The organism is Pseudomonas sp. NFIX10, from assembly GCF_900111955.1.
Classification (GTDB): domain Bacteria; phylum Pseudomonadota; class Gammaproteobacteria; order Pseudomonadales; family Pseudomonadaceae; genus Aquipseudomonas; species Aquipseudomonas fluorescens_AA.
The window spans coordinates 11,539-34,196 of the sequence record NZ_FOKH01000011.1 but is presented as its reverse complement, the minus strand read 5'-3'; the positions used below and the strand labels follow the sequence as shown (position 1 = coordinate 34,196).

24 protein-coding genes and 1 other RNA gene are annotated in these 22,658 nt (G+C 61.5%); 11 read left to right on the top strand and 14 right to left on the bottom strand.

Annotated features, from left to right (window positions below):
• Positions 1-42: 42 nt before the first annotated feature.
• The 5 genes from BM321_RS12235 to BM321_RS12215 form a co-directional block, all read right to left on the bottom strand.
• Positions 43-1,047 (bottom strand): extracellular solute-binding protein, encoded by a 1,005-nt coding sequence (locus tag BM321_RS12235; protein WP_092442689.1) that lies wholly within the window; start codon positions 1,045-1,047, stop codon positions 43-45.
• 216 nt (positions 1,048-1,263) lie between these two features.
• Positions 1,264-2,481 carry a 2-octaprenyl-3-methyl-6-methoxy-1,4-benzoquinol hydroxylase gene (locus BM321_RS12230; RefSeq protein WP_175534969.1) on the bottom strand — a complete coding sequence of 406 codons (1,218 nt, stop codon included), beginning with the start codon at positions 2,479-2,481 and terminating at the stop codon, positions 1,264-1,266.
• A gap of 67 nt (positions 2,482-2,548) precedes the next feature.
• Positions 2,549-3,736, bottom strand: a complete 1,188-nt coding sequence (gene ubiH, locus BM321_RS12225) for a 2-octaprenyl-6-methoxyphenyl hydroxylase (RefSeq protein ID WP_092333025.1) — start codon at positions 3,734-3,736, stop codon at positions 2,549-2,551.
• Positions 3,733-5,067 carry a Xaa-Pro aminopeptidase gene (pepP, locus tag BM321_RS12220; RefSeq protein ID WP_092333023.1) on the bottom strand — a complete coding sequence of 445 codons (1,335 nt, stop codon included), beginning with the start codon at positions 5,065-5,067 and terminating at the stop codon, positions 3,733-3,735. Before pepP ends, ubiH begins: the two co-directional genes overlap by 4 nt.
• Positions 5,068-5,092: 25 nt before the next feature.
• Positions 5,093-5,647: a YecA/YgfB family protein gene (locus BM321_RS12215; RefSeq protein WP_092333021.1), complete on the bottom strand. Its 555-nt coding sequence runs from the start codon at positions 5,645-5,647 to the stop codon at positions 5,093-5,095.
• 130 nt (positions 5,648-5,777) lie between these two features.
• Here BM321_RS12215 and BM321_RS12210 point away from each other — a divergent pair, with 130 nt between their 5' ends.
• The 4 genes from BM321_RS12210 to BM321_RS12195 all read left to right on the top strand — a co-directional run bounded on the left by BM321_RS12210 (position 5,778) and on the right by BM321_RS12195 (position 7,246).
• Complete coding sequence (locus BM321_RS12210) at positions 5,778-5,987, top strand: TIGR02449 family protein (protein WP_003177365.1); 210 nt, start codon at positions 5,778-5,780, stop codon at positions 5,985-5,987.
• A complete protein-coding gene (locus BM321_RS12205) occupies positions 5,984-6,301 on the top strand; it encodes a cell division protein ZapA (RefSeq protein WP_039590276.1) in 318 nt (105 codons plus the stop codon). Before BM321_RS12210 ends, BM321_RS12205 begins: the two co-directional genes overlap by 4 nt.
• Before the next feature lie 30 nt (positions 6,302-6,331).
• A non-coding RNA gene (gene ssrS, locus BM321_RS12200) (6S RNA) lies at positions 6,332-6,511 on the top strand.
• Between the two features lie 117 nt (positions 6,512-6,628).
• Complete coding sequence (locus tag BM321_RS12195; protein ID WP_092442687.1) at positions 6,629-7,246, top strand: 5-formyltetrahydrofolate cyclo-ligase; 618 nt, start codon at positions 6,629-6,631, stop codon at positions 7,244-7,246.
• A gap of 23 nt (positions 7,247-7,269) precedes the next feature.
• On the opposite strand, the gene BM321_RS30510 is transcribed toward BM321_RS12195, so the two are convergent.
• On the bottom strand, positions 7,270-7,416 hold the full coding sequence (locus BM321_RS30510) for a hypothetical protein (RefSeq protein WP_092203200.1): 147 nt from the start codon (positions 7,414-7,416) through the stop codon (positions 7,270-7,272).
• Between the two features lie 195 nt (positions 7,417-7,611).
• Between BM321_RS30510 and BM321_RS12185 the strand changes: the two genes are divergently transcribed.
• Positions 7,612-8,064 carry an EVE domain-containing protein gene (locus BM321_RS12185; RefSeq protein WP_092442686.1) on the top strand — a complete coding sequence of 151 codons (453 nt, stop codon included), beginning with the start codon at positions 7,612-7,614 and terminating at the stop codon, positions 8,062-8,064.
• A 122-nt stretch (positions 8,065-8,186) separates the two neighbouring features.
• Here the strand turns inward: BM321_RS12185 and BM321_RS12180 are convergent, their stop codons facing one another.
• A complete protein-coding gene (locus BM321_RS12180) occupies positions 8,187-8,603 on the bottom strand; it encodes a flagellar basal body-associated protein FliL (RefSeq protein WP_092333064.1) in 417 nt (138 codons plus the stop codon).
• Between the two features lie 150 nt (positions 8,604-8,753).
• Between BM321_RS12180 and BM321_RS12175 the strand changes: the two genes are divergently transcribed.
• Together BM321_RS12175 and glpT are read left to right on the top strand one after the other, a co-directional pair.
• The gene (locus BM321_RS12175; protein WP_092442685.1) at positions 8,754-9,731 is read left to right on the top strand and encodes an NADPH:quinone oxidoreductase family protein; all 978 of its coding nucleotides are present in this window, start codon (positions 8,754-8,756) and stop codon (positions 9,729-9,731) included.
• A 215-nt stretch (positions 9,732-9,946) separates the two neighbouring features.
• On the top strand, positions 9,947-11,296 hold the full coding sequence (gene glpT / locus BM321_RS12170; protein ID WP_092442684.1) for a glycerol-3-phosphate transporter: 1,350 nt from the start codon (positions 9,947-9,949) through the stop codon (positions 11,294-11,296).
• On the opposite strand, the gene BM321_RS12165 is transcribed toward glpT, so the two are convergent.
• The 7 genes from BM321_RS12165 to BM321_RS12135 all read right to left on the bottom strand — a co-directional run bounded on the left by BM321_RS12165 (position 11,272) and on the right by BM321_RS12135 (position 19,546).
• Positions 11,272-11,940, bottom strand: coding sequence for a gamma-glutamylcyclotransferase (locus BM321_RS12165; protein ID WP_092203214.1), 669 nt, complete (start codon positions 11,938-11,940; stop codon positions 11,272-11,274). The two genes, glpT and BM321_RS12165, sit on opposite strands and share 25 nt — an antisense overlap.
• 341 nt (positions 11,941-12,281) lie before the next feature.
• Positions 12,282-13,250 (bottom strand): CDP-6-deoxy-delta-3,4-glucoseen reductase, encoded by a 969-nt coding sequence (locus BM321_RS12160; protein ID WP_092333015.1) that lies wholly within the window; start codon positions 13,248-13,250, stop codon positions 12,282-12,284.
• Positions 13,250-14,716, bottom strand: coding sequence for a 4-hydroxy-3-polyprenylbenzoate decarboxylase (gene ubiD, locus BM321_RS12155; protein WP_092442683.1), 1,467 nt, complete (start codon positions 14,714-14,716; stop codon positions 13,250-13,252). The genes BM321_RS12160 and ubiD overlap by 1 nt, the downstream gene beginning before the upstream one ends.
• Before the next feature lie 80 nt (positions 14,717-14,796).
• A complete protein-coding gene (locus tag BM321_RS12150; protein WP_092442682.1) occupies positions 14,797-16,752 on the bottom strand; it encodes an acyltransferase family protein in 1,956 nt (651 codons plus the stop codon).
• A gap of 134 nt (positions 16,753-16,886) precedes the next feature.
• A complete protein-coding gene (gene rho / locus BM321_RS12145) occupies positions 16,887-18,146 on the bottom strand; it encodes a transcription termination factor Rho (RefSeq protein WP_003206716.1) in 1,260 nt (419 codons plus the stop codon).
• A 241-nt stretch (positions 18,147-18,387) separates the two neighbouring features.
• A complete protein-coding gene (gene trxA / locus BM321_RS12140; protein ID WP_003206727.1) occupies positions 18,388-18,717 on the bottom strand; it encodes a thioredoxin TrxA in 330 nt (109 codons plus the stop codon).
• 121 nt (positions 18,718-18,838) lie between these two features.
• The gene (locus tag BM321_RS12135) at positions 18,839-19,546 is read right to left on the bottom strand and encodes a FadR/GntR family transcriptional regulator (RefSeq protein ID WP_092442681.1); all 708 of its coding nucleotides are present in this window, start codon (positions 19,544-19,546) and stop codon (positions 18,839-18,841) included.
• Positions 19,547-19,802: 256 nt separating this feature from the next.
• On the opposite strand from BM321_RS12135, the gene BM321_RS12130 reads away from it, so the two are divergent.
• Genes BM321_RS12130 through BM321_RS12115 form a run of 4 tightly spaced genes read left to right on the top strand, consistent with a single transcriptional unit; the run spans position 19,803 to position 22,649 of the window.
• Entirely contained in the window at positions 19,803-20,588 is a 786-nt protein-coding gene (locus BM321_RS12130) for a transporter substrate-binding domain-containing protein (protein ID WP_092333013.1), read from the top strand.
• Positions 20,589-20,609: 21 nt separating this feature from the next.
• Positions 20,610-21,278 carry an amino acid ABC transporter permease gene (locus BM321_RS12125; protein ID WP_072405981.1) on the top strand — a complete coding sequence of 223 codons (669 nt, stop codon included), beginning with the start codon at positions 20,610-20,612 and terminating at the stop codon, positions 21,276-21,278.
• On the top strand, positions 21,275-21,925 hold the full coding sequence (locus BM321_RS12120; RefSeq protein WP_092333011.1) for an amino acid ABC transporter permease: 651 nt from the start codon (positions 21,275-21,277) through the stop codon (positions 21,923-21,925). Before BM321_RS12125 ends, BM321_RS12120 begins: the two co-directional genes overlap by 4 nt.
• The gene (locus BM321_RS12115) at positions 21,912-22,649 is read left to right on the top strand and encodes an amino acid ABC transporter ATP-binding protein (RefSeq protein WP_092203226.1); all 738 of its coding nucleotides are present in this window, start codon (positions 21,912-21,914) and stop codon (positions 22,647-22,649) included. Before BM321_RS12120 ends, BM321_RS12115 begins: the two co-directional genes overlap by 14 nt.
• Positions 22,650-22,658: the final 9 nt, after the last annotated feature.

Sequence of the window (22,658 nt, the reverse complement as noted above, 5' to 3'; positions counted from 1 at the left end):
TGTTTTATAACCCGCCACAGGGAATCGTGTCTGACTGGGGGGTTAATTCCAGCCAGCGCGATCCATCATGCGAATGGCTTCGGCCTGGCGTTTACCCGCGACTTCCACCGACAAGGTATCGGCCTTGAACGCACCCCAGGCCGCCACTTCCTTGGACGGCTCGACCTTCGGGTTGGCCGGGAACTCCTGGTTCACGTCGGCGAAGATGCTTTGCGCTTGCGGCGTGGTCATCCACTCCACCAGTTTCTTGGCGGCGTCCGGATGCGGCGCATGCTTGGTCAAGCCGATGCCCGAGAGGTTGATGTGCACGCCGCGATCGGCCTGGTTCGGCCAGAACAGCTTCACCTTCAGGTCCGGCTTCTGCTGGTGCAGGCGGCCATAGTAGTAGGTGTTGACGATGCCGACATCGCACTGGCCAGCATTGATCGCTTCAAGCAATGCGGTGTCATCGGAGAACACGTCGGTGGACAGGTTCCTGACCCAGCCCTTGAGGATTTCCTCGGTTTTTTCCGCACCGTGGGTTTCGATCAGCGTGGCGGTCAGGGACTGGTTATAGACCTTTTTCGAGGTCCTCAGGCATAGACGGCCTTCCCACTCTTTGCCGGCCAGCGCTTCATAGGTGGTCAACTCATCCGGTTTAACCCGGTCGGTGGAATAGGCAATGGTCCGCGCCCGCAGGCTCAAACCGGTCCAGGCGTGGGACGAAGCGCGGTATTGGGACGGGATGTTGGCATCGATCACCGGGGAAGTGAACGGCTGGAGAATACCCATCTGCTCGGCCTGCCAGAGGTTACCGGCATCAACGGTGAGCAGCAGGTCGGCGGTGGCGTTCTCGCCTTCGGCCTTGATCCGCTGCATCAATGGCGCTTCCTTGTCGGTGATGAACTTCACCGAGACGCCGGTTTTCTGGGTGTAGGCATCGAAAACCGGCTTGATCAGTTCATCGATACGCGAAGAGTAGACCACCACCTCGTCGGCGGCCTGGGCGGCAGTGGTGCCGATCAGGGTCAAGGCGAGGGCGGACAGCAGGCGCTTGGTTGCCAACATGGTAGCGGTCTCTGGGTGGCGAAAGAGGCGCAAATGATAAGGACTCACATTTGGCATCTCAATCGAACAGTGGGCGGACACATTTCCAAATGTTGCACAGATGGATTGAGGTGGCTGTGCCGGCCTCATCGCGAGCAAGCTCGCTCCCACATTTGATCCGGTGAAACCTGTGGGAGCGAGCTTGCTCGCGATTAGGCCATGAGCCCAACGGACCTCTCAGGCCTTGGCCAGATCCGGCAAATCCCCACTCAACCCCAGCGCCTCGCGCACGAACAAGGCCTTGGCCTCAGGCAGGCGGTCCACCAGTTTCAGCCCGGTGTTGCGCAACCAGCGCACCGGCAGCGGATCGGCCTGGAACAACCGCTCGAAGCCCTCCATCGCCGCCATCAGCGCCAGATTGTGGGGCATGCGTCGGCGCTCGTAGCGGCTCAACACCTTCACGTCCGCCAACCGTTCGCCACGGCCGGCCGCGTGCAACAGCACTTCGGCCAGCTCGGCAGCGTCGAGGAAGCCCAGGTTCACCCCCTGCCCGGCCAACGGATGGATGGTATGGGCCGCGTCGCCGATCAACGCCAGTCCTTCAGCCACGTAGCGCTTGGCATGGCGCTGGCGCAGCGGCACGCACAGGCGCGGGTCGGCGCTCAGCACCGGGCCAAGCTGGCCTTCGAAGGCGCGTTCCAGTTCGCTGCAGAATTGAGTGTCATCGAGCGCCATCAAGCGCTGCGCTTCTTCGGGGGTAGTGGACCAGACAATCGAGCACCAGTCGTGCTGGCCGTCACGCTCAAGGGGCAGGAACGCCAGCGGGCCGTTGTCGGTGAAGCGCTGCCATGCCGTCATCCGATGCGGCCGGGTGCTGCGCACGCTGGTGACGATGGCGTGGTGCAGGTAATCCCATTCGCGCGTCGCCACGCCGGTCAGGCGGCGCACAGCGGAATTCGCGCCATCGGCGGCAATGACCAGGGGGGCCCGCAACGTGCGGCCATCGGCCAGGGTCAGCAGCCAGTCGTCGCCGGAACGCCGCATCTGCTCCAGCCGGGCGTTGGCCAACAAGCCCAGATCGCAGTCATGCAGTCGGTCCAGCAGGGCATCCTGCACCACGCGATTTTCAACGATGTGCCCAAGCGTCTCGGCATGCAGGCTGGCTGCCGAAAAATGGATCTGCCCGGTGCCACTGCCGTCCCAGACGTGCATGTCGGTGTAAGGACTGGCACGCCGGGCGGTGATGCCCTCCCAGACGCCCAGGCGCTCGAGGATCCGCTGGCTGGCCGTCGACAAGGCACTGACCCGGGGCTCGAACGTGGCCTGGGGGTCGAAGGGCTTGACGCTCATCGGGCTGCCGTCGAGCAACAACACTTGCAGGCCACTGCCCTGCAACGCCAACGCCAGGGCGCTGCCGACCATACCGGCGCCGACAATCAGCAGATCTGCACGCAATTCCATGCTTTAAGCCTGTTTTGCGGGCGACATCAGCCGCCCATGAAAAGAAATGACCACCCCAGCCTCACGCATCGGGACGCGTCCCCAACCCCATGGCCTGGCGGGCGAACCAGCGCTTGGCCGGCGGCAGCAGGTCGAGGCCCAGCAAGCCGAGGTTGCGGCCCAGGGACACCAGCGGCAGGCTGCTGCCAAACAGCCGCGTCACCTGGTCGGAGAAGCCCACGGTCAGGGCCTGGTCCATGCGCTGGCGCTCGCGGTAGGCCTGCAACACGGCAAAATCCCCCGGCTCGCGATCGCTGTCGAGCAAGGCATCGGCCAGGGCCTGGGCATCGCGCAGGGACAGGTTGAACCCCTGCCCGGCAATCGGATGCAGGCTGTGGGCGGCATTGCCCAGGATCGCCAGGTGCGGACGGACCTGCTCTTCGGCTTCCACCAGCGCCAACGGGTACAGGTGCCGTACACCCACCTGCTTCAGCGTACCCAGGCGATAACCGAACACACCCTGCAATTCGGCGAGGAAGCTGCGCTCGTCGAGGGCCGCCAGCCGTTGCGCGTCCATGCCCTGGCGGGTCCAGACCAGCGCGCAACGATTCTCCGGCAGCGGCAACAAGGCCATCGGGCCGTCATCGGTGAAGCGTTCGAAGGCCATGCCATTGTGGGCTTCGCTGGGGGTGATGTTGGCGATCAAGGCGCTCTGGTCATAGGGACGGCTGCGCACCCCGACGCCCAACTGCTCGCGCAGGCTGGAGCGACCGCCATCGGCCAGAACGGCAAGATCGCACTCCAGGGTGGTTTCGTCGTCGAGGGTCAGGCGATAACCGCCGACCAGTGGCTCCATGCGCGTAACCTGCGCCGGGCAGCGCCAACTGACCACCTCCGGGTCCAGGCCATGCCACAGGCACTGGCCGAGCCAGGCGTTTTCCACCACGTAGCCCAGGGCCGGCACGCCCTCTTCCATGGCCGACAACCGCGCCGTGGAAAACCGCCCGCGATCGGACACATGGATCTGCTTGATCGGTTCGGCGCGACGGGAAATCTCCTGCCAGACACCCAAGCGTTGATAAATCTGCCGGGCACCGTAGGACAACGCCGAAGACCGGGCATCGTAGCTTGGCTGCCAGGCGTCGCCGGGGGCGAAGGGCTCGATCAGGATGATCCTCCAGCCCCGGGCCTTGGCACCGGCCTGCAGGGCCAGCGCCAGGCTCGCGCCGACCAGGCCACCGCCAATGATCGCCAGGTTGACCCGGCTCATGCCGCTTGCGTCCGGGCGGCGGCCATCAGGGCCTCGATGTCGGCGACCGTTTTCGGCACGCCTCGGCTCAGGATCTCACAACCGGTTTTGGTCACCACCACGTCATCCTCGATGCGCACGCCAATGCCGCGCCATTTTTTCGCGACGCTGCGGTTGTCCGGGCCGATATAGATACCCGGCTCCACCGTCAGCGTCATGCCGACTTCCAGGACCCGCCACTCGCCACCAACCCGGTACTCGCCCACATCATGCACGTCCATGCCCAGCCAATGGCCGGCGCGGTGCATGTAGAACGCCCGGTAGGCCTCGCTGGCAATCAACTCGTCCACCTCGCCCTCCAGCAGCCCCAGGCGTACCAACCCTTCGGTAATGACCCGGACCGTCGCTTCGTGGGCCTGGTTCCAGTGTTTGTCCGGCGCGATCTGGGCAAACGCGGCTTCCTGGGCGGCCAGCACCACTTCGTAGACCGCCTTCTGCTCGGGCGAAAACTTGCCGCTGACCGGCCAGGTACGGGTGATATCGCTGGCGTAGCAGTCGATTTCACAGCCGGCATCGATCAACACCAGGTCGCCGTCCTTGAGCAGCGCATCGTTCTGCTGGTAGTGCAGGATGCAGCTGTTGCGCCCCGCCGCGACGATCGAGCCATAGGCCGGCATCTTCGCCCCGCCCTTGCGGAATTCGTAATCGAGCTCGGCCTCCAGGCTGAACTCATGCAACCCCGGGCGCGCCGCCTGCATCGCCCGGATGTGCGCCTGGGCGGAGATCCGCGCCGCTTCGCGCATGACCTTCAGTTCCGCCGCCGATTTATACAGGCGCATATCGTGCAGCAAGTGATCCAGGGCAACGAATTCGTTCGGCGGCTGGGCGCCGAGGTGGGCCTTGGAGCGAATCACGTTGATCCACTCCATCAGGTGGCGGTCGAATTCAGGGTTGCTGCCCATGGCCGAATACACCCGGTCGCGGCCTTCGATCAGGCCCGGCAGGATGTCGTCGATGTCGGTAATGGGAAACGCGTCGTCGGCACCGTAGTCACGGATCGCCCCTTCCTGGCCGGCGCGCAGGCCGTCCCATAACTCACGTTCAGCGTTGCGCTCGCGACAAAAGAGGATGTATTCGCCATGGGCGCGGCCGGGCATCAGCACCAGCACCGCTTGCGGCTCGGGGAAGCCGCTGAGGTACTGGAAGTCACTGTCCTGGCGGTAGACATGCTCGACGTCGCGGTTGCGGATCGCAACGGCGGCGGCGGGCAGGATTGCGATGCTGTTGGGCTCCATCTGCGCCATCAGGGCCTTGCGGCGACGGCTGTATTCCGATTTCGGGATATGAATCATGGGCAGACGGGGTTCCCTCTGAAATTCAATGCAAGGACGGCTTGGGGGCCGCCGCATCGGTTTTCTTGGTCTCGGTGAACAGTAGCAATGGTGCGACCCGCAGGTACTCCATCACTTCCATGTAGTCGCTTTCGCCGTCATCGGACTCTTCCAGGGCATCCTGGACCTGGGAGATCGCGGCCAGGTCCTGCAGCACTTCCTTGGCCTCTTCGCTCAGCGCGTATTCGCGGCGGGTCAGGCCGAAGCCGGCGAGGAAGCCCTGGCACCACTGGCCCAGCGCCGCGGCGCGTTCGGCCAGAGGGGTGTCGTCAGTGGGCAGCAGCAGGACGACGGTCATGTCATCGCTGGTCAACTCGCCCTTGACCATTTCCTGCAGGCCGATCAGCGCGTTACGGACGTTGTCCGCCGGCTCGCCTTCCAGCAGCTCGGCGGCGTCGGCCAACCAGCCGTCGGCATCGAAACCGGCGCCGGCGCAACTGCGGCCGAGCAACAGGCCATGCAGTTCGGCAGGCGAGACAGGATGACCGCTGGTGCTCAGCAGGGTGGCGAATGCTTGATACGGGGAATTCTGAATGGGCATGGGCAGCTAGGCGCCAGACGGCGCTATGTCTAGAATGGAGGCCTTGTATCCTACATCGACAGACTCGCCAAGACTATCAGAGGCTGTGCGACCTACATCCCTCCATCAGACACATTCTTCAGTGGACACAATGGAAGACACCGACCTGCAAGCGCTGATGGCCAGACTCGAACTGCTAATTGACCGGGTCGAGCAACTTAAGAGCCAAAACGGACTCCTATTAGCTCAGGAAAAAACCTGGCGCGAGGAACGCGCGCACCTCATTGAAAAAAACGAAATCGCCCGGCGTAAGGTCGAATCGATGATTTCGCGCCTCAAGGCCCTGGAGCAAGACTCATGAGTTCAAGCAATAGCGTTACCGTGCAGATCCTCGACAAAGAATATTCGATCATCTGCCCCCAGGAAGAGCGTAGCAACCTGGTGAGCGCCGCCCGTTACCTGGACGGCAAGATGCGCGAGATCCGCAGCAGCGGCAAAGTCATCGGGGCCGACCGCATCGCCGTGATGGCCGCCTTGAACATCACCCACGACCTGCTGCATCGCCAGGATACGCCGGACGTACAGGTCAGTGGCTCGACCCGTGAGCAGGTACGCGACCTGCTCGATCGGGTGGATCTGGTGCTCGCCACCGATCCAGACGTCAGCAAGGGCTGATTCGCGAGGCTGCCTGGGGTATACTCGCCTCACTCCCTGGGGTGCTTGCCAGTTGGTGATGTCCCTGAGCCGATACGCACAACCACGGGGGTTGCACGTTGGGGCCGGTGTGCATGTCCGCTTGACGGAAAGCCTTAACGCCCCCTGCAACTTCCACCTTGAACTTTCGGGTTCAAGGGCTAAGCCGACAGCGGTTCATCCGGGGAGCCTGACTCCAGACAATGCCAGTCCATGTGGACTGGCATTGTCGTTTCCGGGCGCAGGCATTTCTGGGCGTCCTGTTTTGCGGTTACGCTGTGCGGCATCGCCACTGCGTGAAGCCTCGACATGACTGAACCTGCGCTGCTGCCCCGCCCGCAACTTCGACGCCTGCTACGACAGGCCCGTCGCGCCCTGACGCCCGCCCAGCAACGGCAAGCCGCCCGCGGGCTGTACAAACAACTGGCCCAGCATCCGTTATTCCGCCGTGCGAAGCACATCGCCCTGTACCTGCCCAACGATGGCGAGATCGACCCGCGCCTGCTGCTGCGTGCGGCCCAGCGCCGGGGCAAGGCCACTTACCTGCCGGTGCTCAGCCCGTGGCCACAGACCAAGATGGTGTTCCAGCGCATCCACCCCGGCGAAAAGATGCAACCCAACCGGTTTCGCATCCCCGAGCCACGCAAGAACATCGCCCGGCAACGCAAGGTCTGGACGTTGGACCTGGTGTTGTTGCCATTGGTGGGGTTTGACGACGCGGGAGGTCGACTGGGCATGGGCGGCGGCTTTTACGACCGCAGCCTGGCGTACCTGGCGCGACGCAAGCAGTGGCACAAGCCAACGCTGTTGGGGCTGGCCCATGAATGCCAGAAGGTCGAACGATTGGCGCAGGCAAGCTGGGACGTGCCGCTGCAGGGAACGGTCAGCGACAGGCAATGGTATATCGCGGGGTCGACGCCGCGGTAATCAGCGGCGCCTGGAAAGCAGGTTCAGCGTTTGAGCGATGGCGCGGGCTGGGTGATGTCCATCGGCGCCTCGGTCTTGTTGGTCCACAGGCTTTGGGCGTAACCCGTGGTCACGACACCCAGACCGAACAGAATGACCAGGATCCACAACAAATCCGGTTTGCGTTTCATCGATTGCCCCCCTCAAGGCATATCACACACGATGACAGCAGCGGTTTTCTTATTGGCCGTGCAGCAGCGTCAAGCTTGGAAGGCCGGCATTTTGCGGCAACCGGCCCCGACACGCAAATGCTGGCGTCAACCGACCGTCGGTTTGTCATAAAATCGCCGAACTATTTTGATACCCACCGCCCAGGAGAAAAAATCATGGCCTATTGGCTGATGAAGTCCGAGCCCGACGAATTGTCCATCCAGGGCCTGGAAAAGCTCGGCCAGGCCCGCTGGGACGGCGTTCGCAACTACCAGGCGCGCAATTTCCTGCGGGCCATGGCAGTGGGTGACACGTTCTTTTTCTACCACTCCAGTTGCCCCGAGCCAGGCATCGCCGGGATTGGCAAAATCATCCAGGCGGCCTATCCCGACCCTACGGCCCTGGACCCGGACAGCCATTATTTCGACCCCAAGGCCAGCCCGGACAAAAACCCCTGGACCGCGATCGACGTGGCCCACGTCGAGACGTTCCGCCACGTGCTGAAACTCGATTACCTCAAGCAACAGGCCGCCCTGGCGGAAATGCCGCTGGTGCAGAAAGGCTCGCGGCTTTCGGTGATGCCAGTGACGGCCGAGCAATGGGCGGCAGTGATTGCGTTGAAACCTTGAGCGATTCGCGGTCCGATAGACCGCTATCGCGAGCAAGCTCGCTCCCACAGGAATTTTGTGATCAGCGCAAATCCCTGTGGGAGCGAGCTTGCTCGCGATAGGGTCGCCCCAACAACGCCGACTTATTGAATGATCAGGTTGTTGAACAACAGATCATCCACCATCGGCTTGCCGGTCTCGTCGTTCATCACCTGCTGGGTCTGCTTCAAGGCTTCCTGACGCAGCTTTTCCTTGGCTTCGAGGTTGTTCATCGCCTCGGTGGTCTGCTGGGCGAACAACGCCACCAGTTGGTTGCGGATCAATGGCTCGTTGGCCTTGACCGCCGCAGCCGCGGCGTCACCGGTCACGCGCAGGGCCACGTCGGCCTTGTAGACCTTCAGCTTCGCCGTGCCGTCCAAGCCATAGTTGCCCACGAATGGCGGGCTGAGGGTGATGTAACTGACTTTCGGTGCCTCGCCCTCTTTCGCTTCCTTGGCCTCTTCGGCCATCGCCGCCACAGGCAACGACAGGGCCAGCATCAACATGATCCACGCTTTCACAATTGACTCCTCATCCGGTTTGCGGCCCAGCATACCGACCCGCCGTTCAAGCACAAGCTTATAGCCGGCTATCAGGGCGGGGCATGCTCGTTGACCCGTTGTCTCTCACACCTACACTTATCGGCCATCACTCCCAAAGGAATAGCCCTGATGAAAGCCGTACTGTGCAAAGAATTCGGCCCCGCCGAATCGCTGGTGCTGGAAGACGTCGCCAGCCCCGTCGCCAAGAAGAACGAAGTGCTGCTGGACGTGCACGCCGCCGGGGTGAATTTCCCTGACACGCTGATCATCGAGGGCAAATATCAATTCAAGCCCCCCTTCCCGTTTTCCCCCGGTGGCGAAGCGGCGGGCGTGGTCAGCGAGGTGGGTGAGAAAGTCAGCCACTTGAAGGTCGGCGACCGAGTGATGGCGCTGACCGGCTGGGGCAGCTTTGCCGAACAAGTGGCGGTGCCGGGCTATAACGTGTTGCCGATTCCCGCGTCCATGGACTTCAACACCGCTGCCGCCTTCAGCATGACCTATGGCACCTCGATGCACGCCCTCAAGCAACGGGCCAACCTGCAACCCGGCGAAACCTTGCTGGTGCTCGGCGCCTCCGGTGGCGTTGGCCTGGCGGCCGTGGAAATCGGCAAGGCCATGGGCGCCCGGGTCATCGCCGCCGCCAGCAGCGCGGAAAAACTTGCCGTGGCCAAGGCAGCCGGCGCCGACGAACTGATCAACTACAGCGAAACCAGCCTGAAGGAGGAAATCAAGCGCCTCACCGACGGCCAGGGCGCCGATGTGATCTACGACCCGGTGGGTGGCGACCTGTTCGACCAGGCCATCCGCGCCATTGCCTGGAACGGTCGGCTGCTGGTGGTGGGCTTCGCCAGCGGACGCATCCCCGAACTGCCGGTGAACCTGGCGCTGCTCAAGGGCGCCGCCGTGGTGGGCGTATTCTGGGGCTCCTTCGCCCAACGCCAACCCCAGGACAACGCCGCCAACTTCCAGCAATTGTTCGGCTGGTTCGCCGAGGGCAAGCTCAAGCCGCTGGTGTCGCAGGTGTACCCGCTGAGCAACGCGGCACAAGCCATCAATGATCTTGGCCACCGCAAGGCGGTCGGAAAAGTGGTGGTTCAGGTTCGCTGATTGCTTACCCAAACTGTTTATACCGGGTCGGCACGCTGCGACCCGGTTTCGCCATTCCCATACCGCCCTTCATTTATACCTGAGCGACATGTTCATAAAAGAACACGATATCGCCAACATTCCTGCTTTTTTGTTGATGCGAACCGATGCTATTTTCGGTAACGAAACTGTAACATTCGCATCCGCAGTCAAAACAAGAAATCTGGAGCTCTTGAATGTTTGCTTTCTTTCGCCCCGCCGCCCATCAGGCTCCATTGCCTGAAGAAAAAATAGACAGTACCTATCGACGCCTTCGCTGGCAGATCTTCGCCGGAATTTTCATTGGGTATGCGGGTTACTACCTGCTGCGCAAGAACTTCACCCTGGCATTTCCGGATCTGATCGCCCAAGGCTATACAAAAGGCCAACTGGGAGTGGCGATGTCGGCGATCGCCATCGCCTACGGCCTTTCCAAGTTTCTGATGGGCATCGTGTCCGACCGCTCCAACCCTCGCTACTTCCTGCCCTTTGGCCTGATCGTGTCCGCCGGTGTCATGTTCGTCTTCGGTTTCGCACCGTGGGCAACCTCCAGCGTAACCATGATGTTCATCCTGTTGTTCATCAACGGCTGGGCCCAAGGCATGGGGTGGCCACCGAGCGGGCGCACCATGGTGCACTGGTGGTCGCAGAAAGAACGCGGCGGTGTGGTTTCGGTATGGAACACCGCCCACAACGTCGGCGGCGGCCTGATCGGTCCACTGGCAATACTTGGCATGGGCTGGTTCAACGACTGGCACAGCAAATTCTACGTACCGGCAGCGGTGGCGCTGCTGGTCGCTGTATTTGCCTTCATTGTCATGCGCGACACGCCGCAATCGACAGGCTTGCCGCCCATCGAGAAGTACAAGAACGATTATCCGGAAGGCTACGATGCCAGCCACGAGGAAGAATTCAGCGCCAAGGACATCTTCGTCAAATACGTGCTGCGCAACAAAATGCTCTGGTTCATCGCCCTGGCCAACGTCTTCGTCTACTTGTTGCGCTACGGCATCCTGGATTGGGCGCCGACCTACCTTAAAGAGGTCAAGCACTTCAACTTCGACAAGACGTCCTGGGCTTACTTCCTGTACGAGTGGGCCGGCATTCCCGGCACGCTGCTGTGCGGGTGGATGTCGGACAAGATCTTCCGGGGCAACCGTGGCCTGACGGGCATGGTGTTCATGGCACTGGTGACCGTTGCGACAATCGTTTACTGGCTGAATCCGCCGGGCAACCCGATGGTCGACATGATCTCGCTGTTCGCCATCGGCTTTCTGATCTACGGCCCGGTCATGCTGGTGGGTCTGCAGGCGCTGGAACTGGTGCCCAAGAAAGCGGCGGGCACGGCTGCCGGCTTCACTGGTCTGTTTGGTTATTTGGGTGGTTCGGTCGCGGCCAGTGCCATGATGGGCTACACGGTGGACTATTTCGGCTGGGATGGCGGTTTCATTCTGCTGGTCGTCGCCTGCCTGCTGGCAATGGCGTTCCTCGCGCCCACGCTACGGCACAAGCAAATAGCCAGTCAGAGCCGCGAAGCGGTCGCCTGATCCAGCGCTGATTGGCAGCGCTTGAGCCGCGCCTCCAGATTCCGGTCTGGCATGGCGTGGCTGCGCAGGGCGTGGACGGTCTGCTCGACGTAATCGCGAGTGGTGCCGTAACGCCCACAGGCGCTTTCGAACACCTGGCTCAGCACATGGTCCGGCACGTTGCCGGCATAGCTGGGCAGGTGCCGCTCCAGCACAAAACCCAAGGCTTGCACCCGGCTGCCATCCTCGAGACGGCAACTGAGCCAGTGCGGACGATAGGAGGGGACCGGCATCTCGCGCTGCCACAGGGCAAACAACGAGTCCTCGAGATTCTCCTCCGGCAATCGGTAGGCGAACCCGCTGCACGAACCGCCGCGATCCAGCCCGAACACCAGCCCCGGCAACTCCGGGGTGCCGCGGTGCTCATGGGACCACAGGTACAAACCGCGATGATAACCATGGACCCGACCGCGCATGCGCTCCACCGCCGTGCATTCCGGCCGCCAGATCAATGAACCGTACGCGAACAGCCAGACCGGACCGCCCTGGTGGAGGCTCATGGTCAATTGCATCGAGGCGAGCAATTGCTCACGGGTCAGCTGCGGTCCCAGCTCGAGTCGTGGCGGGTACAAGGCACAGGTAATGGCGGATTCGATGGCGGTCATGGCCGTTAGCGGTTGGCTCCTCGCGGGTCGGAAGATAGATAGCGCCGTCATGACACTGACGCTCGGCAGAACCAACGCAAATTGGATGCCATGAATGCTGGGGCGCTGGCATATACCTTAACGGCATCTGGCTTATGGGTTAAATATCGAATAGGCATATGTGCAGATCTATACAGTTGTGGCGAGGGGATTTATCCCCGCTGGGGCGCTAAGCGGCCCAAAATCCGAGCGCTCGGTGTGTCAGATCAATTGATTTCTGATTTCGAGGGCCGCTTCGCAGCCCAACGGGGATAAATCCCCTCGCCACAAAAGCACCTTAGCCTGGGCTAAATGAGTTCTACTCAAGCCCGCGGCGCATAGGCAAATACATCGGCGCGCATTTGATGGGCGTCCATGCCGGCGTCCACCAGCGCATCGAGCGTGGCGTAGATCATGGCCGGCGAGCCGCTGGCGTAGACGTGCACGCCGGAAAGATCGCTGAGGTCCTCGCACACCGCTTCATGGAGCATTCCGCAGCGCCCTTCCCAACCGCACAAGTCGCTGACGACTTTGTGCAGGAACAGGTTCGGCAGTTTTTTCCATTCGTCCCAATGCTCGATTTCATAGAAATCGTCCGGCCGCCGCACGCCCCAGTACAGATGCACCGGGTGCTTGAAGCCCGCGGCACGGCAATGCTCGATCAGGCTGTGCATCTGCGCCATGCCGGTTCCGGCGGCGATCAGCACCAACGGTCCGTCCGGCAACTCGGACAAATGCGTGTCGCCAAAAGGCATTTCGACGCGCACGCTGGGGTTGCGTTGCAGCTGCTCCAGCAGCGCCTGTGCACTGCTTTCGCGCACCAACACATGCAACTGCAGCTCGCGCCCGGAATGCGGCGCCGAGGCCAGGGAGAACGCCGATTTCTCGCCGTTTTCCCGTTCGATCATCAGGTATTGCCCGGCATGATAGCGCGGTGGCTTGCCCGCTGGCGCCCGCAGGCGCACTCGCCAGACATCGCCGCCCACCTCGGCGCATTCGATTACCTGGCACGCCAGGTTGCGTACCGGTAGCTCGCCCGGCGACAGCACGCCATCCCACAACACCACGCAATCCTCCAACGGCTCGGCGATACACGTGAAAATCTCACCGTGGTCGCGCACCTCGCCCGCCTGTTCCACACGGCCTTCCACCAGCAACGCACCACAGACGTGGCAGTTGCCGTTGCGGCAGCTTTGCGGGCATTCATAGCCCAGGCGTCGCGCGCCATCGAGAATCCGCTCGGCGGGCCGTATCTCCAGCACCGCCCCGGAAGGCTGCAAGGTTACACGCATCAATCTATTCCTAACTGATTCCAGATGGCATCGATCCGTTGGGTAACGGCTTCATCCTTGACAATAACCCGGCCCCACTCACGAGTGGTTTCACCGGGCCATTTATGCGTGGCATCGAGTCCCATCTTCGACCCCAGGCCAGACACCGGCGAGGCGAAGTCGAGGTAGTCGATCGGCGTATTCTCGATCATCACCGTGTCGCGCTTGGGGTCCATGCGCGTGGTGATGGCCCAGATCACGTCGTTCCAGTCCCGTGCGTTGATATCGTCGTCAGTGACGATAACGAACTTGGTGTACATGAACTGTCGCAAAAACGACCAGACCCCGAGCATCACGCGCTTGGCATGCCCCGGATACGACTTCTTCATGGTCACCACGGCCATGCGATACGAACAACCTTCCGGCGGCAAATAGAAATCGGTGATTTCCGGAAACTGCTTCTGCAGGATCGGCACGAACACTTCGTTCAGCGCCACGCCGAGAATGGCCGGCTCATCGGGTGGACGGCCGGTGTAGGTGCTGTGGTAAATCGGCTTGATCCGATGGGTGATGCGCTCGACGGTGAACACGGGGAAGCTGTCCACTTCGTTGTAGTAACCGGTGTGGTCGCCATACGGACCTTCATCGGCCATTTCGCCGGGATGGATCACACCTTCAAGAATGATCTCGGCGGTGGCCGGCACTTGCAAGTCGTTGCCACGGCACTTCACCAGCTCGGTACGGTTGCCCCGCAACAGGCCGGCGAACGCGTATTCGGAAAGGCTGTCGGGCACGGGCGTGACGGCGCCGAGGATGGTCGCCGGGTCCGCGCCCAGGGCCACCGACACCGGAAAGGGCTGGCCGGGGTGTTTCTCGCACCACTCACGGTAGTCCAATGCACCGCCGCGATGACTCAGCCAGCGCATGATGACCTTGTTGCGGCCGATCACCTGCTGACGGTAGATGCCCAGGTTCTGGCGGTCCTTGTTCGGGCCTTTGGTGACGGTCAGGCCCCAGGTGATCAGCGGCCCCACGTCGCCCGGCCAGCAGGTCTGCACCGGGAGCGTGGCCAGGTCGACGTCGTCGCCCTCGATGACCACTTCCTGGCAGATCGCGTCCTTGACGACTTTCGGCGCCATGGCAATGATCTTGCGGAAAATCGGCAGCTTGGACCAAGCGTCCTTCAGGCCTTTCGGCGGCTCGGGCTCCTTGAGGAACGCCAGCAGCTTACCGATCTCGCGCAGTTCGCCAACCGCCTCGGCACCCATGCCCAGCGCCACGCGCTCAGGCGTGCCGAACAGGTTGCCCAGCACCGGAATGTCGTAGCCCGTGGGATTTTCGAACAATAACGCCGGGCCTTTGGCCCGAAGCGTGCGGTCGCAGACTTCCGTCATCTCCAGCACTGGAGAGATGGGAATCTGGATGCGTTTCAACTCGCCGCGCTGCTCCAGTTGCTGCACGAAATCCCGAAGATCCTTGAATTTCATTTGAGATGCCACCCCGAAAATAGGCGTACATCCTACCTGCTCTAACGCCCAAACAGCAGCCCGTGCGTGCGCGGCAGCGATCAATTGTCGGTTGTACCCAACAGCACCGGTGCAAACAATGGGCTCAGCCGGGTGCTGCCGATGTCAGACAGATGATCCTCGTCCTTGTACTGCGAATATCCACCGACCACGATGCTGCAGACCTGGCCCGCACACATGAGCGAGGTCGGGTCGATGACATGCACGCCTGGGTCGGCGGCGCTCATCGAGTCGAATAAGCCACTCAGGAAACGCTGACGGGACAAGTGCTCCTGGAGTGGGCGCCCCAAACCCTCGGCCGAACGCCCGACCCGGGCCAGGCTCATCAATCGGTTGACAACGCCCTTGTGCTGCAACGGTACTTCCTTGAACAACCAGACTTGCGCGCCTGCCGCCCTTATCGCTGCCACCCGCGCCTTGAGCGCCGCGGCCAGACGAGTCTCAGCTTCGGCGGTATTATCACGGGGGTTGAGCAACAACGCCTTATCGCCGTCCTCACGACCGTAGACGTAAAGACTCCAGTTGGAAGCTAGCACCACGTCGCTGATCTGCAGGCGACGAACCTGTTCCATGGTCCGTTCGTTAAAGTCCTTGCATCGCTGTCGCGGGTCGTCGCTCAGGATTGGCGGGCAACCGCTCATGCTGTAGAGCCATACCGGACGCTCCTCGCGGGCGGCACCCTCTTCAATCGCCGGCAACAATGCGGCGGCATGACTGTCGCCCCAAAACAGTTGAGTCGCTGGCGCCTCTTTGTTCCTGCCTATCAGACACGCCTTGTCCAGGTCCTTGTCCGAGTTCACCAACATGCATTCCATCTGCCCGGCCCGCCACTCTCGCGCCTGAGCATATTCCAGGGCCTTGCCCGTAAGGCGCTGGGGAAAACCATCGGCCGAGCGCACCACTGAACCCGTCACCGCCAGGGCAACCATCGCCAGCAAACCGGCGGCCAGCACCGGCTTGTGCGCGCCCAGCACACGCTTTTCACGAAACGGAAGCTCGACGAAACGCCAGCTCGACCAGGCCAGGCCCAGCGCCAGCAAAATCCAGCCCGCCGCCTCCCAAGCCTGGATACCGTCGAGCGAAATGGCATTGGCATAGACGTAGACCGGCCAATGCCACAGATAAAAGGAATAGGACAGCAGGCCAACCCAGACGAGTGCCCTGGCACTGAGTATCTGAGCCACCCAGGTCGAACCCTGGGCACCGGACCAGATCAGCGCAGTGGTACCAAGCACCGGCAGTAAGGCGGCCCAACCTGGAAATCGCGTAGTCTTGTCAAACGTGAAAACCGCCACCAGGACAGCAGCCAGTCCGGCCACACCCGCGAGCTGACAGAGCCACGGCCTCACCCGCTGTTTCGATGCAGGCCACACCGCGAGCATTGCACCGCATAACAATTCCCAGGCCCGTGTTGGCAGCGAAAAGAAGACGAAGTCAGGCTTGCGATCGATAGAGGCGATATTCAGTCCGAAAGAAACCAGCAGCACGGCAAATAGCACCCAGCGCCAATGGCGAACATGGCGCATCAACAACACCATCAGCAGCGGGAAGAAGATGTAGTACTGCTCTTCAACCGCCAGGGACCAGGTGTGGAGCAAGGGTTTGAGGTCCGACGCGGGCTCGAAGTAACCGTCCTGACGCATGAACAGGATATTGGAAATGAACAGCGCCTGATAACGAACCGCCCTGCCCAGCTCCGAAAAATCCTTGGCCGACAGCAGCAACCAACCCAGGGCCAGCGTTGCCACCAGCACCACGCTCAAGGCTGGAATGATGCGCCGCGCACGACGCGCCCAAAAATCGACGAAGCTGAAACGCTGCGCACCGATCTCGCGAAACAGGATGCTGGTTATCAAGAAACCGGAAATGACGAAAAAAACGTCAACACCGACAAAGCCACCACTGAATGCGCTGAAACCGAAGTGAAACAGCACCACAGGAATAACGGCAAGAGCCCTCAAACCGTCGATGTCACGGCGGTTGCCGAATGTGTGCATAACGATCCTTGTCGTTTACGAGATGATGCAAGCACGGACACTACCGGCCTGGGAAAGTTGTCTATTTTGATACAAATTCCGCGAAAAAAAAGAGCGCCCCGTTCAGGGCGCCCTTTTTTGAAGCGTGCTTCGTATTACTTGCGTTTCATCGACAGGAAGAACTCATCGTTGGTCTTGGTCGTCTTCAGCTTGTCGACCAGGAACTCGATGGCGGCGACTTCATCCATCGGATGCAGCAGCTTGCGCAGGATCCACATGCGCTGCAACTCGTCGTCGGCGGTCAGCAACTCTTCGCGGCGTGTGCCGGAACGGTTGATGTTGATGGCCGGGAAGACACGCTTCTCGGCGATACGACGATCCAGAGGCAGCTCCATGTTGCCGGTGCCCTTGAATTCCTCGTAGATCACTTCGTCCATCTTCGAACCGGTTTCAACCAGTGCGGTGGCGATGATGGTCAGCGAGCCGCCTTCCTCGATGTTCCGCGCGGCGCCGAAGAAACGCTTCGGTTTTTCCAGCGCATGGGCATCGACACCACCGGTCAGCACCTTGCCGGAGCTCGGGATCACGGTGTTGTAGGCACGGGCCAGACGGGTGATGGAGTCCAGCAGGATCACCACGTCTTTCTTGTGTTCGACCAGGCGCTTGGCCTTCTCGATCACCATTTCGGCAACCTGCACGTGGCGGGTTGGCGGCTCGTCGAACGTCGAGGCGACCACTTCGCCGCGCACGGTGCGCTGCATCTCGGTCACTTCTTCCGGACGTTCGTCGATCAGCAACACGATCAGGTGAACTTCAGGGTTGTTACGGGCGATGTTGGCCGCGATGTTCTGCAGCATGATCGTCTTGCCCGCTTTCGGCGGCGCCACGATCAGGCCACGCTGGCCCTTTCCGATGGGTGCGCACAGGTCGATGACCCGACCGGTGAGGTCTTCGGTGGAACCGTTGCCGGCTTCCATCTTCATGCGCACGGTCGGGAACAGCGGGGTCAGGTTCTCGAAGAGAATCTTGTTCTTCGCGTTTTCCGGACGGTCGAAGTTGATCGTGTCGACCTTGAGCAGGGCGAAATAACGTTCGCCTTCCTTCGGAGGACGGATCTTGCCAACGATGGTGTCACCGGTGCGCAAGTTGAAGCGACGGATCTGGCTCGGCGAGACGTAGATATCGTCTGGACCGGCGAGATAGGAAGCGTCTGCGGAGCGAAGGAAGCCGAAGCCGTCCTGGAGAATCTCCAGCACGCCATCACCAGAGATTTCCTCGCCGCTTTTCGCGTGCTTCTTGAGCAGGGAGAAAATCACGTCCTGCTTGCGCGAACGGGCCATATTTTCTATGCCCATCTGTTCGGCCAATTCGAGCAGTTCGGTAATCGGCTTTTGCTTGAGTTCAGTCAGATTCATATAGGAATGACGTAATCATTTATGGAGGGGGGAAATTAAGCTTTTGGCTTAATGAGGCCGCGCCGCAGAGAAGGCGACAGGATCGCGTACTTATTCGAAAGGAGAGCGTCGGCGACGGCTTGCAGGGGGCAATGGAGAAACCAGTGCGGGGCCGAATGTAACACCTGGGTTTGCAAGCGTCTAGCCCCGGATAACGAAAAAGCCCCGCGATTTGCGGGGCTTTTTCAGTGGCATTCGGCGCTTAGATGTTGGCGTCGAGGAAAGCAGCCAGTTGCGACTTCGACAACGCACCGACCTTGGTGGCTTCGACGTTGCCGTTCTTGAACAGCATCAGGGTCGGGATACCACGCACGCCGTGCTTGGCCGGAGTCTCCTGGTTCTCGTCGATGTTCAGCTTGGCAACGGTCAGCTTGCCCTTGTAGGTCTCGGCAATCTCGTCCAGGACTGGGGCGATCATTTTGCAGGGACCGCACCACTCAGCCCAATAGTCGACCAGTACCGCGCCTTCGGCCTTGAGTACGTCAGCTTCGAAGCTAGCGTCGCTAACGTGTTTGATCAGATCGCTGCTCATGGAAATCTCCGGGGTCATCAGCAAAAAAACGTGGCCCATCATAGCGGCCCTTCCCGGGTTCAGGAAGCCGCAGTTGATTGAGTCTCGCTATGGCGCAAGATGTATTTGGATATGGCCCGGCTCATGAAGCCGTAGGGGCGACGAACGAAATCCCGGTACGCAGCGCAGCGTTACGTACATGTTCCTGCATGGCTTTTTGCGCGGAGGCAGAAGCCCGACGGGCCAGGGCACGAAGGATCTTGCGGTGCTCTTGCCAGGTTTCCATCGCCCGCTCCGCCCGGATGAACGGTAGTTTCTGGCTTTCCAGGAAGATGTCGGCGCTGGCGGTAAGGATGCTCAACATCGCCTGGTTGCCGCTGGCCAGCAGGATTCGCCGATGGAATTCGAAATCCAGCCGCGCGGCGGCGTCGAAATCCCCGACCTTCAACTCCCGGCGCATGGCTTCGACATTGTCTTGCAACCGGTCGAGTTCATCGGCGCTGAGCGTCACCGCCGCCAACCCCGCCGCGAAGCCCTCCAGGGCGTAGCGCAACTGGAAGATGTCCACCGGCGAAGCCTGGGCCGCGAACGGCCAACCCGGCGCCGACTCGTTGCGCGGGGCCTCTACCGGCGCCTGCACGAACACCCCCTTGCCCGGCTGCACGCTGATCATGCCCAAGGCACTCAGGGAGGACAGCGCTTCGCGCAACGACGCCCGGCTCACGCCCAGTTGCAGCGCCAGGTCCCGTTGCGACGGCAACGCATCGCCTGGGCCGAAGCCTTCATCGACGATCAGTTTGCGGATGGCTTGCAGGGCCACTTCAGGAACGGCACGAGCGATGGAATTCATGATTTTTTTCAGACGAACCGGGCCAGTGAACGGCTAGTTGTAAAGCTATTCGCCGCGCCCGGCAAGTCGTGCCCCAGCAGGGTTCAGCGACAAATACCGACGCCCGATAACGGTGCGAAACACGACGCAACTGTTCAGACCAGTAAGACCGCTGCCCACCAGCAAAACCGAGGCTTTGGCCGATTAAAAGTGGCCTTGGCATGGCCTGTGCTCTGTCCGAACGCAGAAATCACATCACCGATTGCGGAGATTCGCCATGATTCAGCGTTGCAGCGTCCTGCTCACAGCCCTGTTTGCCAGCCTGATGCTTTGTCAGTTGCCCGCCCACGCCGATGGCCTGGAAGACGTGGTCAAGCGTGGCACCCTCAAGGTCGCCGTGCCCCAGGACTTCCCGCCATTCGGTTCGGTCGGCCCGGACATGAAACCCCGCGGCCTGGACATCGACACCGCGCAACTGCTGGCCGACCAGCTCAAGGTCAAGCTTGAACTGACGCCGGTCAACAGCACCAACCGCATCCCCTTCCTGACCACTGGCAAGGTCGACCTGGTGATTTCCAGCCTGGGCAAGAATCCGGAGCGGGAAAAAGTCATCGACTTCTCCAGTGCCTATGCGCCGTTCTACCTGGCCGTCTTTGGTCCACCCGATGCCGCGATCAACGGCCTGGACGACCTCAAGGGCAAGACCATCAGCGTCACCCGTGGCGCCATCGAAGACATCGAGTTGACCAAGGTCGCCCCCGAAGGCACCACCATCAAGCGCTTCGAAGACAACAACTCGACCATCGCCGCCTACCTGGCCGGCCAGGTGGACCTGATCGCCAGCGGCAACGTGGTGATGGTCGCCATCAGCGAACGCAATCCCAAGCGCGTTCCGGCGCTGAAGGTGAAACTCAAGGACTCGCCGGTGTACGTGGGCGTAAACAAGAACGAGCCGGCGCTGCTGGACAAGGTCAATCAGATCCTGGCCACCGCCAAGACCGATGGCAGCCTGGAGAAGAATTCCCAGACCTGGCTCAAGCAGCCGCTGCCGGCCGATCTCTGACCGTCGCTTGAGAGGCTGAGCATGGCTTATCAGTTCGATTTTCTGCCGGTGGTGCAAAACACCGAGCTGCTGCTGCGCGGCGCGCTGTTCACCCTGGAACTGACGGCCATCGGCACGTTGCTCGGGGTCGGCCTGGGCATCGTCGGCGGCGTGGTGCGGGCGTGGAACATTCGCCCGTTCGCGGCGATCTTCGGCGTCTACGTGGAATTGATCCGCAACACACCGTTCCTGGTGCAGTTGTTTTTCATCTTCTTCGGCTTGCCGTCCCTGGGCCTGCAGATTTCCGAATGGCAGGCGGCGGTGCTGGCGATGGTGATCAACCTCGGCGCCTACTCCACCGAAATCATCCGCGCCGGTATCCAGGCCATCCCGCGGGGGCAATTGGAAGCGGCCGCGGCCCTGGCGATGAGCCGCTTCGAAGCCTTCCGCCACGTGGTGCTGCTGCCGGCATTGGGCAAGGTCTGGCCGGCCCTGAGCAGCCAGATCATCATCGTGATGCTCGGCTCGGCGGTCTGTTCGCAGATCGCCACCGAAGAGTTGAGTTTCGCCGCCAACTTCATCCAGTCACGCAACTTCCGCGCCTTTGAAACCTACGCACTGACCACGCTGATCTATTTGTGCATGGCGCTGCTGATCCGCCAGTTCCTGAACTGGGTGGGGCGCCGCTACATTGCCAGGAGCGGCCAATGAGCGATTTCACTTTCTGGGACGTGGTGCGCAACCTGCTCACCGGCCTGCAATGGACCCTGGCGCTGTCGCTGGTGGCGTTTATCGGCGGCGGTGTGATCGGCTTGCTGGTGATGGTGCTGCGCATCTCCAAAAACGCCCTGCCCCGCAACATCGCCCGCATCTACATCGAGTTGTTCCAGGGCACACCGCTGTTGATGCAACTGTTCCTGGTGTTCTTTGGCGTGGCGCTGGCCGGGGTGGAGATTTCGCCGTGGATGGCAGCGGCCATTGCCCTGACGCTGTTCACCAGTGCCTACCTGGCGGAGATCTGGCGCGGTTGTGTCGACTCGATTTCCAACGGCCAGTGGGAAGCCTCGGCGAGCCTGGCCCTCAACCCGCTGGAGCAGCTGCGCTACGTGATCCTGCCCCAGGCCCTGCGCATCGCCGTGGCGCCGACCGTGGGCTTTTCCGTGCAGGTGGTCAAAGGCACAGCCGTGACTTCGATCATTGGCTTTACCGAACTGACCAAGACCGGCGGCATGCTCGCCAACGCCACCTTCGAGCCGTTCATGGTCTATGGCCTGGTCGCCCTCGGTTATTTCCTGCTCTGCTACCCCTTGTCCCTCAGTGCGCGCTACCTGGAAAGGAGACTGCATGCCTCTGCTTAGAATTACCGCCCTGCATAAATACTACGGCGATCATCACGTGCTCAAAGGCATCGACCTGACCGTCGAGGAAGGCCAGGTGGTGGCGATCATCGGCCGCAGCGGCTCGGGCAAATCCACCTTGCTGCGCACCCTCAATGGCCTGGAGTCGATCAACGACGGCGTGATCGAAGTCGACGGCGAATACCTCGATGCCGCCCGCGCCGACCTGCGCAGCCTGCGGCAGAAAGTCGGAATGGTGTTCCAGCAATTCAACCTGTTCCCGCACCTGACGGTGGGCGAGAACGTGATGCTCGCGCCGCAAGTTGTTCAAAAAGTGCCCAAGGCCAAGGCGGCCGTGCTGGCGCGGCAGATGCTGGAGCGGGTCGGGCTTGGCGAGAAATTCGATGCCTTCCCCGACCGGTTGTCCGGCGGCCAGCAGCAACGGGTGGCGATTGCCCGCGCCCTGGCGATGTCGCCGAAAGTGCTGCTGTGCGACGAAATCACCTCGGCCCTGGACCCGGAACTGGTCAATGAAGTGCTCAGCGTGGTGCGGCAACTGGCCAAGGAGGGCATGACCCTGATCATGGTCACCCACGAAATGCGTTTCGCCCGGGAAGTAGGCGACAAACTGGTATTCATGCACCAGGGCAAGGTGCATGAGGTGGGCGATCCCAAGGTGCTGTTCGCCGATCCGCAGACCGCGGAGCTGGCGAACTTCATCGGGACGGTCGAGCCTGTGGCCTGAGGTTTGTGG